At 49.2% G+C, this 18002-nt stretch carries 16 protein-coding genes; 7 read left to right on the forward strand and 9 right to left on the reverse strand.

Going from position 1 to position 18002, the window contains the following annotated elements:
* Positions 1-70 precede the first annotated feature (70 nt).
* Positions 71-442: an EF-hand domain-containing protein gene (locus tag ABYP33_RS01730; RefSeq protein ID WP_373087656.1), complete on the reverse strand. Its 372-nt coding sequence runs from the start codon at positions 440-442 to the stop codon at positions 71-73.
* Positions 443-823: 381 nt separating this feature from the next.
* Between ABYP33_RS01730 and ABYP33_RS01735 the strand changes: the two genes are divergently transcribed.
* The 3 genes from ABYP33_RS01735 to ABYP33_RS01745 are packed head-to-tail and all read left to right on the forward strand — an operon-like array spanning position 824 to position 4109.
* Positions 824-2239 (forward strand): ATP-binding protein, encoded by a 1416-nt coding sequence (locus ABYP33_RS01735; protein ID WP_373087658.1) that lies wholly within the window; start codon positions 824-826, stop codon positions 2237-2239.
* Positions 2240-2247: 8 nt separating this feature from the next.
* Positions 2248-2754, forward strand: coding sequence for a hypothetical protein (locus ABYP33_RS01740; RefSeq protein ID WP_373087660.1), 507 nt, complete (start codon positions 2248-2250; stop codon positions 2752-2754).
* Complete coding sequence (locus ABYP33_RS01745) at positions 2751-4109, forward strand: sigma 54-interacting transcriptional regulator (RefSeq protein ID WP_373087663.1); 1359 nt, start codon at positions 2751-2753, stop codon at positions 4107-4109. Before ABYP33_RS01740 ends, ABYP33_RS01745 begins: the two co-directional genes overlap by 4 nt.
* Positions 4110-4179: 70 nt before the next feature.
* On the opposite strand, the gene ABYP33_RS01750 is transcribed toward ABYP33_RS01745, so the two are convergent.
* The 5 genes from ABYP33_RS01750 to ABYP33_RS01770 are packed head-to-tail and all read right to left on the reverse strand — an operon-like array spanning position 4180 to position 11685.
* On the reverse strand, positions 4180-5523 hold the full coding sequence (locus tag ABYP33_RS01750) for a serine hydrolase domain-containing protein (RefSeq protein WP_373087665.1): 1344 nt from the start codon (positions 5521-5523) through the stop codon (positions 4180-4182).
* A complete protein-coding gene (locus ABYP33_RS01755) occupies positions 5514-7049 on the reverse strand; it encodes a carboxylesterase family protein (RefSeq protein ID WP_373087667.1) in 1536 nt (511 codons plus the stop codon). Before ABYP33_RS01755 ends, ABYP33_RS01750 begins: the two co-directional genes overlap by 10 nt.
* Position 7050: 1 nt before the next feature.
* Entirely contained in the window at positions 7051-8577 is a 1527-nt protein-coding gene (locus tag ABYP33_RS01760; RefSeq protein WP_373087669.1) for a M28 family peptidase, read from the reverse strand.
* A gap of 2 nt (positions 8578-8579) precedes the next feature.
* Positions 8580-10931 (reverse strand): TonB-dependent receptor, encoded by a 2352-nt coding sequence (locus ABYP33_RS01765; protein ID WP_373087671.1) that lies wholly within the window; start codon positions 10929-10931, stop codon positions 8580-8582.
* Positions 10932-10971: 40 nt separating this feature from the next.
* On the reverse strand, positions 10972-11685 hold the full coding sequence (locus tag ABYP33_RS01770) for a TetR/AcrR family transcriptional regulator (protein ID WP_373087673.1): 714 nt from the start codon (positions 11683-11685) through the stop codon (positions 10972-10974).
* Between the two features lie 208 nt (positions 11686-11893).
* Between ABYP33_RS01770 and ABYP33_RS01775 the strand changes: the two genes are divergently transcribed.
* Both ABYP33_RS01775 and ABYP33_RS01780 read left to right on the forward strand, forming a co-directional pair.
* A complete protein-coding gene (locus ABYP33_RS01775) occupies positions 11894-12304 on the forward strand; it encodes a secondary thiamine-phosphate synthase enzyme YjbQ (protein ID WP_373087675.1) in 411 nt (136 codons plus the stop codon).
* Between the two features lie 129 nt (positions 12305-12433).
* Complete coding sequence (locus tag ABYP33_RS01780; RefSeq protein ID WP_373087678.1) at positions 12434-13003, forward strand: YtfJ family protein; 570 nt, start codon at positions 12434-12436, stop codon at positions 13001-13003.
* 25 nt (positions 13004-13028) lie between these two features.
* On the opposite strand, the gene ABYP33_RS01785 is transcribed toward ABYP33_RS01780, so the two are convergent.
* Complete coding sequence (locus tag ABYP33_RS01785) at positions 13029-13547, reverse strand: SRPBCC family protein (RefSeq protein WP_373087681.1); 519 nt, start codon at positions 13545-13547, stop codon at positions 13029-13031.
* Between the two features lie 173 nt (positions 13548-13720).
* Here ABYP33_RS01785 and ABYP33_RS01790 point away from each other — a divergent pair, with 173 nt between their 5' ends.
* Positions 13721-14503, forward strand: coding sequence for a pseudouridine synthase (locus ABYP33_RS01790; protein WP_373087684.1), 783 nt, complete (start codon positions 13721-13723; stop codon positions 14501-14503).
* 101 nt (positions 14504-14604) lie between these two features.
* Positions 14605-16206, forward strand: coding sequence for a GMC family oxidoreductase (locus ABYP33_RS01795; protein ID WP_373087686.1), 1602 nt, complete (start codon positions 14605-14607; stop codon positions 16204-16206).
* 15 nt (positions 16207-16221) lie between these two features.
* Here ABYP33_RS01795 and ABYP33_RS01800 read toward each other — a convergent pair whose 3' ends face one another.
* The gene (locus ABYP33_RS01800) at positions 16222-17088 is read right to left on the reverse strand and encodes a DUF2971 domain-containing protein (protein ID WP_008249463.1); all 867 of its coding nucleotides are present in this window, start codon (positions 17086-17088) and stop codon (positions 16222-16224) included.
* 75 nt (positions 17089-17163) lie between these two features.
* Entirely contained in the window at positions 17164-17949 is a 786-nt protein-coding gene (locus ABYP33_RS01805; protein WP_373087689.1) for an alpha/beta fold hydrolase, read from the reverse strand.
* Between the last annotated feature and the right edge of the window lie 53 nt (positions 17950-18002).

Here is an 18002-nt window from a genome sequence, read left to right on the forward strand (position 1 = left end):
TTTCCTCTATGAATTAAATTCAAATTTAGAGAATGGATAAATGCGGGCCAATGGCCCGCACACAAGCGGATTACTCAGCTTCTTCTTCAGTCTCTTGAATCGCTTTCCAGCGACCAAGATACTCGTCACGACTTACCGCGCCATCGGAATCAGTATCGATTGCAGAGAAATATTGGCTTAATGAGCTCTCTGATTTCGCTTCACTCTCGTCGAGTGCGCCGTCACCGTTCTGGTCGAGTGCAGTAAAAATTGCGCCGCTCGCCTCATCAGTTCCCTGCATAGATCCTTGGCCACGCAATCCGCCTGAGCCTATGCCACTGCCCTGCTGAATATCAGTATTCACACCACCTTGGCCACTACCTTGAATAGCGCCAGATACCGGCTCTGCCAAACAAAATGAACTTAATGCCAAACCTACGAAAACTGCTGCTATCTTTTTCATGAATTTCTCCTTAATTATTGCCAATTTTAAATAATCGGCATAATTTCTGATTTATCAAATTCACCTATAACACCTAAAATTGCCTTGTTTGTTAAAGCCCTTCTGCGGCGTCGCCTAGACAACAGCAACGGCTGTGCCAAAATTTATTTTATAATAAAAACAACAACTTATAATTTTATCGCGAACTAAGTCACCAGGCTCGAGGTCAAATCGTTGGCTTTTGGCAACACATTTCCAGAATTAAATTATTTAATTAATTACATCAGTAACTTAGCTAGTCTTTAATTTGCAACATACTAAATTTTTTTAAAATGGAAAGGGGTAATAGCGATTTTTATTAGTAAAAAACTCAGCCTTACCCAGCAATGGATAGGGACAACCATGCTGTCAATGTTGCCGCTTATTATTGCGGTAAGCTACGCTGCCTTAGAAATGAGCAGCCAAGCACGTGCGCAGCAACGCCTTGTTATGGATCAAGCGCAAATATCTCAGCTTAGTATTACCGTTCAAGAACTCAATAAAGAAATCGAGCGATCAGCACGGCAGTACCAGCTACTGCAAGACCAAAGCCTATTAGAAATACTAAAAATCAAGCAGCATCAGCTTAGTGAAAGTCTCAGTAAAATTGAGCGTCAATTACCCGAACTTAAAAAAAGCAGCACATTAACGAAAATCGAGAAAACCGTTGCAAATATCAACAAGGTATCACGTAGCGACGCCCGAAAACAAAAACAACAATTAAGTACGCTTTACGCAGATTTAAAGAGCGCCGGTAACGACTTACACAATCAACTAAGCAAGGCAGTTCAAAGCAATTTAAACAATGCCGAACAAGCCTTAAATAATGTTTTATGGCGCATGCTAATTACTGGCTTACTGGCACTGCCTGCAAGTTTGCTGCTACTGGGCGCAAGTTCCATCATCGTTACCCGATCCATACGCCGCTTATCTCTCGCCATTAACCATCTTGGCGAACGCAGCTGGGACACACCGATTGACATTGACGGCCCATCCGATTTAATCGAGCTCGGCCACCGATTGGAATGGATGCGGGTTCAGCTACTAGGTGCCGAGCAATACAAGGCGCAATTCACCCAACACATCACCCACGAACTAAAAAGCCCGCTCGCTGCCATAATGGACGCACAAGCGCTTCTCGCCGATCAAATTCCGGGGCAACTCAATGACAAGCAGATGGCGGTACTCACCATTTTGCGAAATCAAGCCGAGAACCTCCAAGAGTTAATTCAACAGCTACTCAACTTCAATGCGGTGTCTCAGGGTATAGCCGCCCACAAGGAGCAAATAGACTTATCTCTTATGTGCAAAAATTTAATTGCTCGTTACCGCAGTTTTTTGCCGGATACCGCGCTCAACATTAAAGCCCCTAGTAATGGCCAGCTCGTTACCGCTAATGCCCAGCTGATCGAAATGATTTTGAGTAACTTACTGTCTAATGCCATTCACTTTTGTCGCACCGGCGGTGAAATCGCGATTAATTGGGGACATTGCAATATTAAGCAACACAGCCACGACGTTAACGCCCCCCCAGAAGATTGCAGTCATTGGTGGCTGCAGGTCAGCGACAATGGCCCCGGCATTGATATTGACGAACAAGAAGCCGTATTCCGGCCCTTTTATCAAGGCAAGAACAAACGACACGGTGCCTTGAAAGGTAGTGGCATTGGACTGGCCATTGTTAAAGCCTGCGCCGAACAGGCCCAGGCGACACTGACATTAAAATCACAAAAAGACCAAGGCGCAGAATTTACGCTCTGCTTTCCCAAGCAACGATGAAACGGACTATGAATAAAAATCTATTACTGCTCAATATTTCACTACTCGGCGCGTGCTCCTTAGTTGCTCCTGTCCCAAAACACGAGTCGGCTCCCGTTAACGACACAGCGCCGGAGGTAGTGGCAATCCACGTACCAGCGCCCGTGATCGCGCTGCTTGCAAAACGCCAGGCCTGGTGTCTACTGCCAGAAGACGAACGCTTACAGGTGCAGGGGATTTTGCAGACGCGAAACAATAGTACCAGTCAATTCCAGCAATTAATTTTGGCCACATGCGCACCTGAGCACAACGCAAAACAGAGTCGCGCATTAATCACCACGCTTAGTGCTCAGTCACTAAGTGAAGCCGAGCGGGCCTTATTGAGCCTCATCGACGATACCAACCGCGCCTTACTGCAAACCCAGCAAGAGCGTGACGTATTACAGGCCAAGCTGCGCCACACCATTGACGGTATTAGCGATATCGAAGCCGAAATCAATAGCAATGAAACCCAGCAGTTAAGAGGTCAACAATGAATACACAACCGCGCATTAAAATACTACTGGTAGACGACGATCCCGGCGTATTGCAGTTGCTCTCAATGCGCTTAGAGGCATTAGACTTTGAGGTAGTCTGTGCCGATGGTGGCAAAAGTGCACTGGCAACGCTGCAAAAAGAGTGCGCAAATATTGTTATTTCAGATTTACGCATGGACGGTATGGATGGCATTGAGCTTTTTGAAAAAATTCAACAACTATATGCTGGCCTACCGGTCATTGTACTTACCGCCCATGGTTCTATTAAAGAAGCCGTGAGTGCGACCCAAAAAGGCGTATTCAGCTTTCTAACAAAACCTGTCGACAAAGATGAACTACTCAGCAGTATTCAGCAGGCGCTAAGTTTTAGTGTCGACAGACCATCCGAACACGGTGTTGGAAGCAATATTATCACCTGTTGCGCGAAGATGCAGCAGCTACTAGAGCAGTCAAAATTACTGGCTAAAAGTGATATTAATATTATGATTCGCGGTGAAAGTGGCACCGGCAAAGAGCTCTTAGCCAGCGCTATACAAGCAGCTAGCGATCGAGCCGACCAGCCATTTATTACGATTAACTGCAGCGCAATTCCCGCCGACTTACTCGAGTCAGAATTATTCGGCCACGTTAAAGGCGCGTTTACTGGAGCCAGCCGCGACAATAAAGGATTGTTCGCCAGCGCCGACGGCGGCACGGTATTCTTAGATGAGATTGGCGACATGCCGCCCCCCCTGCAAGTAAAACTACTCCGAGTGCTACAGGAACAAAAAATCAGACCTGTTGGCAGCCAACAAGACATCAGTATCAATGCTAGGGTGCTTTCTGCCACCCACCAACACCTTGAAGATGCCATTGCTGATGGGAGATTCCGCGAGGACCTATATTACCGTCTCAATGTCGCATCGCTCCGTTTACCGGCCCTGCGCGATCGTCGCGCCGATATTCAGCTTTTAGCAAAACACTTTTTACACAATATTGGTTTGCGGGCAAATAGCGAGGCAAAGCGTTTTTCGCCTGCGGCGCTGTGTGCGCTAATGGCCTATGATTGGCCCGGTAATATACGCCAGTTAAGCAATATCGTTGAACAGCTTGCGGCGCTTTCTCCCGCTGCGATTATTGGCGAGGCCCAAACCATCGCCGCCCTGCCCCAAGCAATCCATCCCGCCAGCGAACTCCCACCGCTCGCCGAAGCTCGAAAGAAATTTGAGCGTGAATATCTAGAGCTGGTGCTGGCCGCGACGAAAGGAAATGTTACCGATGCGGCGCGACAAGCCGGCCGAAATCGTTCAGATTTCCACAAGCTCATCAAAAAGCACCAGCTAAACCCCGCTATTCTGCGCCATGCTAAAACTTAAAACAGCCGATGACGCACGCCGCTAGCGCGCATTCAACACCTTGCGCGGCTCGCCGCACTCAGTCTTGGTCTCAATAGTGTGACTTGGGGCGTGCTGAGTTTAAGGGGAATTGTTTCGCAATAGCTCGCAAGTAAGCATAAGCACTTTTGTTCTTTGACGTTGAGAACATAGCGATAACAACATCGCGAGAGGGGGAAACATACAGCGCCTGGCCGTCAAATCCGGATTTAAACAGATCGCCATCACTGAACAGCGCATCCCATTGCGAAAGGGCATTAACCGGCCGCTCGCCTAATTTATTTAAGGCATTTTCAGCCGCTGCTGGCGCATTTTGATAGTGTTGATTGCTTTTGATATCTGTAATTTTATTTAATACAGCTCCAGCGACAGTCGCTTCATCACGTCCCGCTGGCGTATACAGTAAACCAAAGCGACCGAGATCACGAAGCCGGGATGCAAACATACCGTGCGCTATTGCGCGACCATCAGGGCTTAGGCCCAGCAAAGCGTCAGCTTCTGCACCTATTTTGGACCACACTCGCTCTTGAACAACATCGGCATATCGCCGATTGCTAAGGGCTTCAATGAGTAATGCCAATATATTGGTGTTGGCCGACGAATACTCGTAGCGTAAACCGGGCTCAGCATGTGAATCCATTAGTTTTAATGCCTGATTGTGCGCAATTGTTTGCGCCGTAGTGAACGCCAAGATACCTTCTGCGCTAATAAGCCTACCAATACCTGATGTAGGATCGACATAATCTTTAGCGGTATCAACCGCGTCGATACCGCTGGCCATATCAAGAATATTCTGGACCGAAATCTCTGCCCATGCGCTTTCAGAAAATTCGGGCAAATAATGTGCAATTTTCTGGGTAGGGTCTAATTTCTTTTCATGTATAAGCTGCTCAACAACGAGTCCAGTGATGACTTTTGCCAAGGACCACCAAAGGTGACTATCACTTGCACGCATACCTGGATACGATTCGAAAACGATATTACCCTGGTGTAAAACAATAATGCCCTGCACTCGACTTTTTGGATGAGCAATCATTTCTTGGAAGCTCAAATTTCCGAGCTGCGTCACTACCCTTACTTTTCCAAGCTTAGGCCGCAATTTCTTCACTAGGGGCTTCACCTCCCCCGTGCGAGATACCTGCTGATGCGGAAAAAATTGCGCCATATTTAAATAGGTATAAAGTGCCTGATTTTCGCCTAGGGCAAGATTTATCGATGCAAAGTTCGCTAAAACGGTATCGCACTGACTTAGCGAAAAGCCATTTTTAGCGACAGCAACTGGCCATATTTCATTACCTGGCTGATCAGAGTATGCACCCGGTATATTAGCAATCAGTATTACGATGGCTACAAGCCACCGCGCAAATGCGTAATTCAATGGCACTATTATTTCCATATATGAATATTCTCCTTGCCATTTAAAGGCTCCCACAAGTAATTATCCGGCTCTCTATTACTAGGCATTGTTATGCGAAGAAAACCGTAAATATTATGCACAATGTCGCTATGCAATGCCTCGCGCTGCTTTTTATTCTCTTCTGTCCACGCAAAGCGCATATAAATTTTATGGTCTTCAATAAAATTGCCAAATATAAACGGAATATCTAAGCCGTGAAACGCGCCCATTTCAGAGCGCCAGGGCTCCGGGTAGTTAGCCCACGCAAACTGGTATAGGTAAACAGCGGGAAGCTGCTTTGCATATTGTTTGCTGTATTTCATCAATCGCTTTTTTACAAATAGATTTGCGAAGCCGACACGGAGATCCCGCACGAGCCCTGATAGAAAGCCCAATTGTTGATTAATCGTTTTGTCGCGGGGCTCGCCGTTCACCAGCGGCCAGATTTTCTCGGCACTACGGCCAAAACCTTTTATAGGTGTGAGTGTGGTCATCTCATCCTTTGTACTGCCGATCATTAACGGAACGCGGCTTAGGGCCTTAGCAACGGGCTTATCCGGCGTTTCAAGGCTCGCCAGCACCGTACCATCCGCTACTATAGCTGGCGACAGCCCAAAGCCAGAGGCATTAAGCAAATCCCTTGTCGATAGCTGATATAAATAGTCTCGCAATTGCGTAGTCGCGTTCGCCGCAAAAAGATTGGCGCCCTTGCCGTCTACGGCAAACCCCAAATTCTGAGACGCGAGATTACTAAGTAATTTCTCGGTTCGCTTTAGAGCAGTCTCCGCAGAAGCTGAAAATGGCAAGCCCGAAAAGCTTATTGCCCCCTGAAACTTTCCCTTTGCCAGCGGTGACCGCAGTAGCGCAAGCACCGAGACCGCACCTGCAGATTGCCCTGATATCGTGATTGCCTTGCTATCGCAGCGGAACGCCAAGCAATTTTCACTAAGCCAATCGAGCACGCGAATCATATCTAGCAGAAAATAGCTGCCGGAATCTTCCGCAGGATCGCCAGTGTGGAGAGCGGGACTTTGTAATGAGCCAAAAACGCCAAGGCGATAATTAGCTGTAACGACAACCGCATTTGCCTCCTCTGCCAAGCGCTGACCGTTATATAAAGGATGTGCGGAGTCGCCAACGATTCCTGAACCACCGTGGAAGAACACCAATACCGGTAGTAATTCTTTTGGCGACGCTGGCGCCCAAATGTTTAGATACAAGCAATCTTCTGAGCCATATGGCTTATCGAAGTTCGCTTCGTCGTCGGTGCTAAAAAAGGAGCCTATTTGCGCGCAGGGGCTGGCCGGCGCCAATGCCGGTCTAATACCCGCCCACGATGCCACCGGCTGTGGCGCGCGCCAGCGTAATTCACCAATCGGTGGCGCGGCGTAGGGCACCCCTAAATATTGGTCTATATGTCCGTTGCGCACACCCGCAATGACACCCGAGCTAATCTCTGCCGTTGTGGCGCTCGCGAGCTGAGCGCAGGCAACAACTAGCAGCGCAATGAATATTTGCTTGATCATTTTAATTTTTCTCTGGCTTACGAAGATCAGCCATTGGGGTAGCTGCAAGTGTTAGTGTCATTTCAGTGAAGGCAATCGTTTCGCGAAACAAGCGCTGATAATTAACTTTGTCTGCGGTACTGATACCCCAATTAAACAAGTAGTTGGGACCAGCAATATAATTTGCGGTGGGAATGCGACTACGCCCCCAAAAAACCTGCCCTTCGCCCGGCCACACATGGTCATGGAACAGGCCCTTGCCTTCCGGCCGTGTTGGCGGCCGAATAAAGGCGGGAGCTGCGTCGGCACGCTTTAAGGCGACTTCTGCGGCGGCAATCAACGGCGGAATATTTGGCATAAAGAACCAGTACGGTTCTGGGCGTCCCGTTGGCATCCAGCGACCACCCGGCCCAGCCACCCATTCCTCGGCCCCTAAATGCTCTAGGCATAGCACCGCAGCAATACGCTCCAGGGTGCCATCGTGTAGGTGCTGATCAATAAAGCTCTGCCCCCCTTGCGCGCCGGCAAAGTGGCCTGAGCTTAGCAAAATCATAATGCTGCGCGGTAACGCGGCTCTCGGTAGTCGCGCAAGGTATTGCGCCATGCCGACAATCACGTTTGGACCATTATCCTCAATGCCGTTAGGCCCATCGGTATGACTATTAAGCACCACGAGTTCGTTAGATTGACCCGGTATAATACCAATCAAATTACTACTGTTAACCTTGGCAATGCGTGCCTCTAAAGTGAGACGAAGTTCAACATTCCCATCAGCCATATTGGCTAGGTATTTAGCCGTGTCTTGGTCAACATATAATGCAGGCACATTTCGATTGATGGCATCGTAGGGTGCATACATCCCGAGGGCATTATTGCTCGGTTCTTCGAGACCGATAATAGCCGCGCTGGCCCCAGCGCGGTGGAGCATATCGAGTTTTTTAGCGAGAGTGCTCAATGCAAAATAGCTGCGCTGATATGGCGTGTCAGCGTGAACACTGCGCGCAGGATCATAACGGCGCCACGCGGCACTCTCAAAAACCGCCAAAGTAGATTCTGGCTTTTTGAGTGTTAACAGTACAATCTTCCCAGCAAGCTCACCCTCACCATAGCGCGCATCTGCGTTAATTAGTTTGAGCTTACCAACGACGCCGCTGGCGGAAGTCGACCCAGAATACGGGAGATAAGCTGTGGTTGGTAATGGCACCGCACCTTGCGCACCCATTAACTCCAAGCCCCAGCTGTCGGCCAACCATTGATTGAGTTCGACAGGTTCGCGATAAGTGCGATCTACCCCGGCGCGCTGTAAACGCTTTTGCAACTCATCAATATACGCTTCATGAGCAACGCTGCCTGCGGCGCGTAGGCCGCGAGCATCAAGGTCTAATTGCCAGTCTCGGTGCTGATCTATCGACACAAATTGCGCAGGATCAAGTGCGCTTGCCGCAGAAGCAGGCAAAGCCTCCATTGGCCACGCCGTATCGGCATTAACGAAGTTCGTTAATGTCAGATAAACCAACAACATTGTAATTAAATTGAAACGCAAGGCCATGACTAGAACTCCAAACTAAAGCGCGCACTAATGGTTCGCGGCGCATTAAGAATCGCAAAATCGTTTTCTGCAGGTGTATTTATCAAGCTAACCGCCGCTGTTTCATCGGTGATATTAAGGACATTCAGCGCGAGTTTGGGGTTTCCCGTAAGCGATGGCAGCGAGAGATTTAAGCTGAAATTATAGGTACCGTAATCGTTAACAATATCGTCGTTGGCAATGTCATTATATGTTTCACCCACATAGGTATAACCGATCAATCCAGATACATTGACCAGCCAATCTGGCGAGCCAAAGAAAGCGAGATTGCCACTGTACTGATAGTCTGCGGACCCAGGCAAGGGCTTACCTGCAGGCACAGTGTCGCGTCCCGCCTGGAAGTCTTCAGTAGTTTTAGCATCGACGGTGCCACCGCTCACTGTTAGTACTACCCCAGGAATTGGCGTTAACCAACGTAAATTGGCTTCAAATCCGTCGCTTTCGGCAGTGCCGACATTGTCGTAATAATTAATTTGGATGGCGTTTTTCAATACAACTAAGGCGTCCGTGTAATCGATATGGAAAGCCGTTACGTCAAATTCCAAGCTATTGTCAAACCAGCTTGAGCGCGCGCCAAATTCATAATTCCAAATAAAATCTGATTTATAAGTACCCGGCACATTTTCCAATTCACTCTCCGGAATATTCTGAATGCCGCCAAACCTAAAACCCTTGTTTGCCAAGAAATAAACTGAATGGTCATCGCTAAAGCGGTAGGTTACAGAGAACTTAGGATTGATGCCCTCCTCCTCAATTGTGGTTGTTAAGTTAGCAGGAGACATTCCGTTATTCACGGCGCGGGCACCAACGCCTTGGCCGACAAACCCTCCCGCGACCGTGGTCTGGTAAACTCGTGCGCCTGCCGAAACTTCCAAAAATTGCCATGGATACCACGTTAAGTCGAAAAACAGCGCTTGCTCCTTAGCTAAAGCGTTGGTTTCAGCACACAATACCGCAAGTTCACAAGCCACATTACCGGCGTCAAGCCCTAAAGACGCTAAGGTTTCTGCCGTTATCGCGCCTAATCCGAACGCATTCGCGGTGGCATTAACGGCATTCGTTAATTCCTCGTAGCTAGCAGAAGCCATATTAAGCGCCTGTGCATTCAGCACTAAGGCATAACGAATTGGCGAGCGGAGGTAATACGCTCCCAAGAGCCACTCTAGTTTCTCGCCACCCACGGATTGAATTCTAAGCTCTTGTTGAAAGGAGGTTGATTCTTGATCTGTCTCAAAAGGGATAGCCAGCGCGTCTGGCGCCCCCGCAGGTGGAATTCCAGCAATAGCACCATAGGAGTCAATAATATTAAAACGCTCTTTTTCCGTTCTTGAGGTCGATGAGATCACCTCAAATTTTTCAGCGGTGTACTGTATACCAAGGTTATAAAGTGCAAACCGATGCTTGTTGGGCCACGGAATAAGCGAGCCCTCGGTTTCTCGCGGGCCTTCCCGTGAATCGGCGATGATCAATCCATTTTCAGCGCTATAATCTTGATCAAGATACGTGAATTTTAATTGCCATTCTTCACTAGGCTCCCAGGTCACACCAACACGAATTTGTTCGCCCTCGCCGCTATTAACATCTTTCTGCGCTTGTTCCGGGCGAATATCGTCAGTGACACCGGGGTACTCTCTCGTAATATAGGTCAATCTAATACCGAGATCGCCACCTTCACCAAGCAGCGGCGCGTTGACAACAACACCTTGGGTTAACGCCTCGGAACCATCTTTTGGTGAGATATATTGTGCGAAATAGCGCGCTTGAAATTCATTAGGCAGCGCGTCATTCAAGCGATAACGCAAGACCCCAGATAGTGCCGCGCCGCCAAACAGCGTCCCCTGGGGGCCTTTAAGTACTTCTACTGCCGCAAGATCAAAGGCAGATAAGTCCGGTGTAATACTGGCCGCATAAGGTTCATTGAGCGCTGTGTCGCCGATAAATATACCTACCGGGTAAGGCACCGTGCTATTGGGCGACGAGCTTGTCGAGATCCCCCGCATGACAATTCGCTGATCGCCAGGCCGCGCGGCATTCGCTGTGACGCCCGGGGTTTGTTCGAGCATGTCATTAATACTGAGAATCCCCTGAGACTCCATATTTTCACCGCTAATCGCGGCCATCGACGCAGGCAAATCGCGCATGGACTTCTCACGCTTAGTCGCAGTAACTATAACCTCTTCTAACACTCGATGATTCTTACTTTTAGCAGCAAGCGTAGGCGAATTCTGCACTTCGTCTGTCGCGCTAGCAGTCGCACTTACAAGCAAGCTGCTCGTAAGCAAGGCGATTATTTTCCTTCCATGAAAGCTTTTCATAATGGTGTCACTCATTTATTTTTTGGGTTTACATCTAGCTTTATTCACTTACTAGGGCTTGCATTGAAATTAGCAGCTCGTCATCGATCGGCGGCAAATAGGGTATTAGGCAGCTAATTAAATAGTCGAGCCGATGAACAAATGACGAGATGCGCAATGAATACTTGCCATTTTGTACCAGCGGCCTAAAAAGTGGTTCAAACTCATCCTGTGGTAACGCGGCAATTGCTTCGATATCGCCCTGAATTGGCACTTTACGACCAGTGGTGCGGGTCCGTTCCGCATTCGTCGCAATCAAACCAATTAGGGCGTTATAGGCGACGGCGACATCTTCTAGCTGCTCATCTTTTTCGCAACACGCTTGCTGCACTCGCACGAGGCAACGCATGTGTATTTTCCAAGCCGAGGTGCCCGCCGGTGCGTGACAAAATTTGGGGTGGACAATCTGAGTTTTCCGCACAGCGAGTAAATGTTCAATAAGCTGCTGACGAATTGGCTGGGGATTGCTTTTATCAGGAACGGGGATTCGCTCCATTAACGCACTTAAAGCATCCCGCTCGACTGCCTCAATATTGTCAACATAGTTATACAAGGTTGCGTGATTGATGCCGAGTTGTCGCGCTAACGCGCGCAAACTCAAACTTTTAAAACCTTCTTGTTCCATCGTCAAAAGCGCCGCATCAATAATTTGCTGATGCGTGACTTTTTTCGGTCTGCCCGCGGCTTTAGTAGGCGGTTTTTTTGACGTGTTCATAGGCCCAACTGATGACATTATAATATTTGTAACCACGTGGTTATTTATAATTTATGGCCTCGCCTGCCTATTGTCAAGCACCGAATAGCCTGCTACCGCAACCTAAACGGCGCTAAATTTCAATATTTTCTTATAGAACATCCGTTTAAGCTCGGTATACTGCCCCCAGCGACACAGTAAAAAAGGCGATAAAAGGCCTAACGAAATCATGATTGAACATCTCTCCTTTTCAGTTACAGGCCAAGGCCTACACAGTATCACTTCGGTTGTGAACCAGAGCATCGCGCGACACTTCGGGGGGCAGAATGGCTTATGCACACTGTTTATTCAGCACACCTCGGCAAGCTTGCTCATTCAAGAGAACTACGACGACAGTGCCCGCATTGATTTAGAGCGCTGGCTTAATAGACTGGTGCCAGAAAACGATCCCCTTTACACCCACACCATTGAAGGTCCCGACGATATGCCGGCCCATATTAAAGCGGCATTAACCGCGAGTTCCCTCGCCATTCCAATCATTGACGGCCAACTTGCCCTCGGCAGTTGGCAGGGAATCTACATTTGGGAGCATCGCCGCGCAGCGGGCAAGCGCACACTCCTCATGCACTTAAGCAATTAGTTTCCGCAACTGTTCAGTGGAGGTTAATCTCCGTGGCCTAGACTATGAACTAAGCGTCATCATTGTTTTGAGATCGCTATGCTATTCTTGGCAAACTTTTAACCTTACATACACCACAGGAAACCCTAAATGTTGCGTTTAAAAAAATATTTATTAGGATTGGCGCTTCTTGGCAGTATTAACAGCTACGCTCTCGAGCTAGGCGGCACACTCGCCGATGTCAGCATTCCCTCAAAAGGCGAACTGGTCTTAAATAAATCGAACGTCGATTATAAAAGCTGGTCTACCGCCAGCATTCAACGTGGCTCGCCTGCCTTAATTTTTCATCTTGCCGCGCGAATGTCCTCAGACCACATCATCGCACCACTGCGAACGCGTTTAGAGGAACAGGATTTCACTCCTGGCAGCTTTCAGTCGATCAGCGTTGTCAATATCGAGGACGCCATGTGGGGTACCTCAGGTATGATTAGTAGTGAAATGGAGAAAAACAAGCGTGCCCACCCTGAGGCGGTGATGATCGCCGATGACGCTAGCCGTGGACGTAAAACTTGGCAATTAAAAGAAGGCAGCGTGGCGGTAATACTGCTCGATGCGAACGGAAAAATTCGCTATTTAAAAGAAGGTAAGCTTGGCCGCAAAGATATAGATACCATTATGGCCTTACTCGAGACAGAAATTTCTCAGGTTGCCAGCAAGTAACGCTAGCGGCACAACTGCGCAATAGCTATTTTTTAAGCCTGCCAAAGCACTGGCGGCCTTCCACTAATTTAGCAAATTTACGCAGCATCAACTTCACTCCAAGATGCAAAACCGGGCTGAAAATCGGCAAAAAATACCGACTAAAGCCCTTTGGAAGCATAGCCATTGTCCATTTCACTCTGCAGCTATCGTTATCGAGCTCTTCGACCTGATAGCGCTCGGCAAAGGATTCAATATTGCCCTCACTGGTATGTGTGAAGCAAAATGCCATTTCTCGGCCACGCTCCCACGCGATAAACTCTTCGTAGCCAACTAGATTGCCCACCATAGTCACCGTGCGTGTGGTGCCAATGCCAAACGGCTGCGGCGCGGTCCACTCCACGTTAAGTATCGGCATCGCCCAGCGCGGCCAGTCGTCAGCATTTTCAAAGGAAGAAAACACATCAGCAGCACTAGCACGAACCACAACCTCCGCCACATAGCGGAATGGGGCGGTATCGAAAAAAGTCATGTCGACTGTTTTACACGGGTATTTCTTTGCCACGCAACGTCTCCAAGTGAAAATGGATGTAAGCCTGATCCAAAACCAGACGCCAGCAGCAGATCTGAACAATGCCAATCAACTGCTAGGCCGAAATCTAACACCACGAGCAAAACTCAAACAAGCAATGATGATGAATATGACAAAGTCTTCATCTACACCCATAAGGTAACGCTATGAGCACATCGCCCGAAACACTGTCGATTTTGTACCAAGATGAAAATATCATCGCCATCAATAAACCCACGGGCCTACTGGTTCATCGCAGCCCTATTGATCGGCACGAAACACGCTTTGCTATTCAAATGCTTCGGGATCAGATTGGCCAATATGTTTACCCTGCACACCGTTTAGACAAGCCAACCTCAGGAGTATTACTGTTTGCGTTAAACTCAGACATGGCAAGCCAGCTCGCGCAAGCGTTTCAGGCGCACGAGGTCGAGAAATCCTACCTCGCGGTACTGCGTGGCTACTGCCCCAATGCGGGCCACATCGTTCACCCGCTGACGGAAGAACCCGATAAGCGCATTGTCCGTAGCAAACCTACCGCACCGCAAGACGCCATCACCCACTTCCGGCGCCTAGCAACGTACGAACTCGACGCCCACATTGAAACCTACCCCCAGTCCCGCTACTCCCTCGTTCTCGCCCAGCCGATAACTGGTCGCCGCCACCAGCTACGTCGCCATTTCAAGCATATATCGCACCCAATTATTGGCGACGCCAAACACGGCCGCGGGCGTCATAATCGCTACTTCGCCGAACAGCTCGCCTGCCCGCGCCTTCTACTTCACGCATTGCATTTACGCTTGGTTCACCCGCTAAGCAAACAGGAAATACGCCTGCAAGCGCCGCTAGATCAGCCTTTCACCGAGCTTATTAAGCGCTTTAGCTGGGAAAAAACTTCACTACAGAATTGCAAACTAGAAAGGTTACTAAATTATAACTTACATGCATGAAACTTTCGCCGTAAGGTAGGCCTATCGGAACAATATCGCTTACCGGCCCGCGTACCAAGCCATGACTCCCACGGAATACGGGCAAGACAGGTGCAAGCTTAATGAGCATAACAAACTATTACGATTATATCATTGTGGGTGCTGGCTCGGCCGGTTGCGCCCTAGCCAATCGATTATCAGAAAACCCCAAACACAAAGTCTTATTACTCGAGGCGGGAGGCAAAGACACTCATCCTATGGTGCACATCCCGCTCGGTTTTGCCTTCACCATGAAAAATCCAGACTTTAGCTGGTGTTATCGAAGTGAAGCCGAGCCCCATATGAATCAACGCTGCATTGATCAGCCGCGCGGGAAATTGCTTGGCGGTTCGAGCTCTATTAACGGCATGGTGTATATTCGCGGGCAGCGGGAAGATTACGACCACTGGGCTGAGCTGGGCAATCGCGACTGGGGCTACGATGATTTATTACCAATCTTTAAACGCTGCGAACACAATAATAATGGTGAGAGCGATTATCACGGCAAAGACGGCCAGCTCTGGGTCGACAATGTCACTGACAAATACGACTTGGCGGAAATGTACATCCAGGCGGCAGTAGAGTCGGGTATTCCCCACAACACAGATTTTAATGGCCCCAGCCAAGAAGGCGCCGGGTATTTTCAGGTTAATATTCGCAATGGTCTACGCCAAAGTTGCGCCAAAACCTACTTAAAGCCCATATCGAAACGCCCGAATTTGCAGATTGAAACCCGCGCCCTCGCGAGCCGCATTGAGTTTCAAGGCAACAAAGCCACGGCTTTGCGTTATCTGCAAAACAATAAAGAAATTACCGCCCGTTGCCGCGCCGAAATCATTCTCTGCGGTGGTGCTATCAATTCACCACAATTATTAGAACTGTCGGGGATTGGCAACCCTGAATTATTGCAGCAACGCAGCATCAAAGTCGCTGCCGCTCTGCCTGGGGTTGGCGAGAATTTGCAAGACCACCTCACCGTTAATACCCAGCGTGCCTTTGTTGGCTTGAAAACATTCTACGAAGACAGCCGCCCGCTGGCGATGATAAAAACCCTCGCTAAACTGATTTTTAAACGCAGTGGCATGCTGATTCACCCCGCATCTCAAGTCGGTGTATTTTTCAAGACGGATCCCGCCTTAAAGCGGCCAGACGCCCAGATTCATTTCACCCCAGCTGCGGGCACCCAAGATGAAAAGGGGCGAATGATAACCGTGCCAGGCACCACTGCCACCGTATGCTATTTGCGGCCCAAAAGCCGTGGTTGGGTACATATTCGCAGTAACGACGCCCGCGACGCCCCAGCGCTATTGCATAATTACTTGGCCGAAGAGGAAGACCGCCAGAAAATGATCGCCGCCGTGCGTAAAGCCCGAGCGATTTTTGAGGCGCCGGTGTTTGCCGCAAACCGGAGGGACGAGCTCATTCCTGGACCAGAGGTACAAAGCGATGAAGAAATATTAGAATTCATTCGCAATACGGGTGAGTCGGTCTACCACCCCGTTGGTACCTGTAAAATGGGCAGCGACCCCATGGCGGTCGTCGACGACCGCCTAAAAGTACATGGCCTAAGGGGCTTGCGGGTTGCCGATGCGTCTATTATGCCAACCTTGATCTCCGGCAACACCAATGCCACTGCCGTGCTGATTGGCGAGCGTTGCGCAGACTTTATTTTAAGTGGGGATTAGTATGGCCTGTTGGCTTTAATTCTGCCGGTAGGGTATCTGACAATATTCGATACCTCGCGCCGGCCGAATACCGTGCTTGGCTAAACACATTTTCATGGAGTTCATCGACAAGCTTATATTCGGCGTTGGGCCGAGAAAAACATGATCGAGCGCAACCGGCTCATGGTCTTCCAGCGCCAAGGCGAAACTCATATACGGCACTAACATGCTCCGGCCCTCACGAAAGCTAACCGCCGCCTGACGATAATCGGGAACAACTGGTGACACCAGACGCCACTCTTGCTCCTCTTCAAATGAAGGGTGTTTAAGAATGGCCGCCAACCGCAGCAAATCGCTTTCTAAATGCTCAAACAGTTCGTGGTATACATCGCGCTCCACACCATCATCAATCTCTATCGCCAACACCTCAACGGCATCAAGCACTTGGGCAATAAGCTTTTGTTGGGTGTGGCGATCATAAATACAGCGCCCCATGCGAAATTCTTGCATCTGGGCACAGCGGCTTACGGTTTCAGCGTTAAAGCCGAGGCTCGCCCCCTTGCCGATGGCGCTATAGCCGCGCCACTGACTCAGCAAATTGCCATTAGCCCGAAACGAGGCGCCAAACAAAATATGGCCGTTAGTAATGCGATTTTTTACCCAGTCTAAAAAACTCGTGAGCAAATGCGGGCGACTGTGGCCACTGTTAATTCGCTCAGCCACTTCACGCCCCACCAAATCGGCGGTATGGCGCAGTTCCGCCGAATCATTCATATAGCGAATATCACTGGCCCACAGCGTACGACTGCCCACTATACCCAAAACGCCACTCAAGGAAGTGTAGTGGTAGAGTGTTTCCTGAGGCTGTTCCGAAAATAGCGCCTCGGTTATCCGGCTAATCATAGCCCTCCTCCGTTATTAACCGCGTGTTTACGTGTACGTTTAGACTGCCAGCCGTTGATTAAACGCGCTTTACACCTAGGCATTGTCCGCCGCCAAAAAGTCAGCGACCATGGCGTTAAAAATCTGCGGAAACTCAGCGTGAAGCCAATGCCCAGCCCCGGCAATGGTAAGCAAGGCCATTTGCGGGAATTGGCGCTGCATCGGCACGCGATTCTCGTCGCGAATATACTTAGACAATTCACCCCGTATAAACAGCGTGGGGCCTGCAAAGGCTTCAGCATTCGGTGCGTCACGTAAGTTATCGTAACAGTCGGCAATAACCGGCAGGTTCATTCGCCACGCCCATGCATCTTTGCCGTCACGCACTATATTTTTTAAGAGAAACTGCCTAATAGCCAGCTCTGGAACAGCTTTCTGCAATAAATTATCAGCCTGCTCGCGACTGCGCAGGGCCCGTAAATCCATACCTAATAGGGCTGTGATGATTTCGTCATGCCCACGCCCGTAGCGCACGGGGGCAATATCGGCAACAACCAAGCGACTGACCCTATCCGGCGCCGTTACCGCCACTTGCATCGCCACTTTACCCCCGAGAGAATGACCGAGCATATGGGCTTGCTGGACACCTAAGGTGTCCATAGTGGCCAGAACATCTTCAGCCATGATCGGTATATCCATAATATCGCTGTGTGGCGATTTACCGTGATTGCGCAAATCCATGCGAATAACTTTATAGTCTGCCGCTAAACTGCGAGCAACAGCCATTAAATTACTGGCCGAACCAAATAAACCGTGCAGTAGAATTACGGGGAAAGCGCCGTCTCCGCTCACTTCAGTGTGTAAACTAAGAACCCTGGGCATATGTTCGCTTCTCTTCATCTATAGCGGTTGCTAGAATGCACAGGCTTTCAAAT

This window comes from Zhongshania sp., from assembly GCF_041584495.1.
Lineage (GTDB): Bacteria > Pseudomonadota > Gammaproteobacteria > Pseudomonadales > Spongiibacteraceae > Spongiibacter.

Excerpts from the sequence above, each read along its gene's own strand:
- ABYP33_RS01730 (WP_373087656.1), bottom strand. The coding sequence starts at position 442 with ATGAAAAAGATAGCAGCAGTTTTCGTAGGTTTGGCATTAAGTTCATTT.
- ABYP33_RS01735 (WP_373087658.1), top strand. The coding sequence starts at position 824 with ATGCTGTCAATGTTGCCGCTTATTATTGCGGTAAGCTACGCTGCCTTA.
- ABYP33_RS01740 (WP_373087660.1), top strand. The coding sequence starts at position 2,248 with ATGAATAAAAATCTATTACTGCTCAATATTTCACTACTCGGCGCGTGC.
- ABYP33_RS01745 (WP_373087663.1), top strand. The coding sequence starts at position 2,751 with ATGAATACACAACCGCGCATTAAAATACTACTGGTAGACGACGATCCC.
- ABYP33_RS01750 (WP_373087665.1), bottom strand. The coding sequence starts at position 5,523 with ATGGAAATAATAGTGCCATTGAATTACGCATTTGCGCGGTGGCTTGTA.
- ABYP33_RS01755 (WP_373087667.1), bottom strand. The coding sequence starts at position 7,049 with ATGATCAAGCAAATATTCATTGCGCTGCTAGTTGTTGCCTGCGCTCAG.
- ABYP33_RS01760 (WP_373087669.1), bottom strand. The coding sequence starts at position 8,577 with ATGGCCTTGCGTTTCAATTTAATTACAATGTTGTTGGTTTATCTGACA.
- ABYP33_RS01765 (WP_373087671.1), bottom strand. The coding sequence starts at position 10,931 with ATGAAAAGCTTTCATGGAAGGAAAATAATCGCCTTGCTTACGAGCAGC.
- ABYP33_RS01770 (WP_373087673.1), bottom strand. The coding sequence starts at position 11,685 with ATGAACACGTCAAAAAAACCGCCTACTAAAGCCGCGGGCAGACCGAAA.
- ABYP33_RS01775 (WP_373087675.1), top strand. The coding sequence starts at position 11,894 with ATGATTGAACATCTCTCCTTTTCAGTTACAGGCCAAGGCCTACACAGT.
- ABYP33_RS01780 (WP_373087678.1), top strand. The coding sequence starts at position 12,434 with ATGTTGCGTTTAAAAAAATATTTATTAGGATTGGCGCTTCTTGGCAGT.
- ABYP33_RS01790 (WP_373087684.1), top strand. The coding sequence starts at position 13,721 with ATGAGCACATCGCCCGAAACACTGTCGATTTTGTACCAAGATGAAAAT.
- ABYP33_RS01795 (WP_373087686.1), top strand. The coding sequence starts at position 14,605 with ATGAGCATAACAAACTATTACGATTATATCATTGTGGGTGCTGGCTCG.
- ABYP33_RS01800 (WP_008249463.1), bottom strand. The coding sequence starts at position 17,088 with ATGATTAGCCGGATAACCGAGGCGCTATTTTCGGAACAGCCTCAGGAA.
- ABYP33_RS01805 (WP_373087689.1), bottom strand. The coding sequence starts at position 17,949 with ATGCCCAGGGTTCTTAGTTTACACACTGAAGTGAGCGGAGACGGCGCT.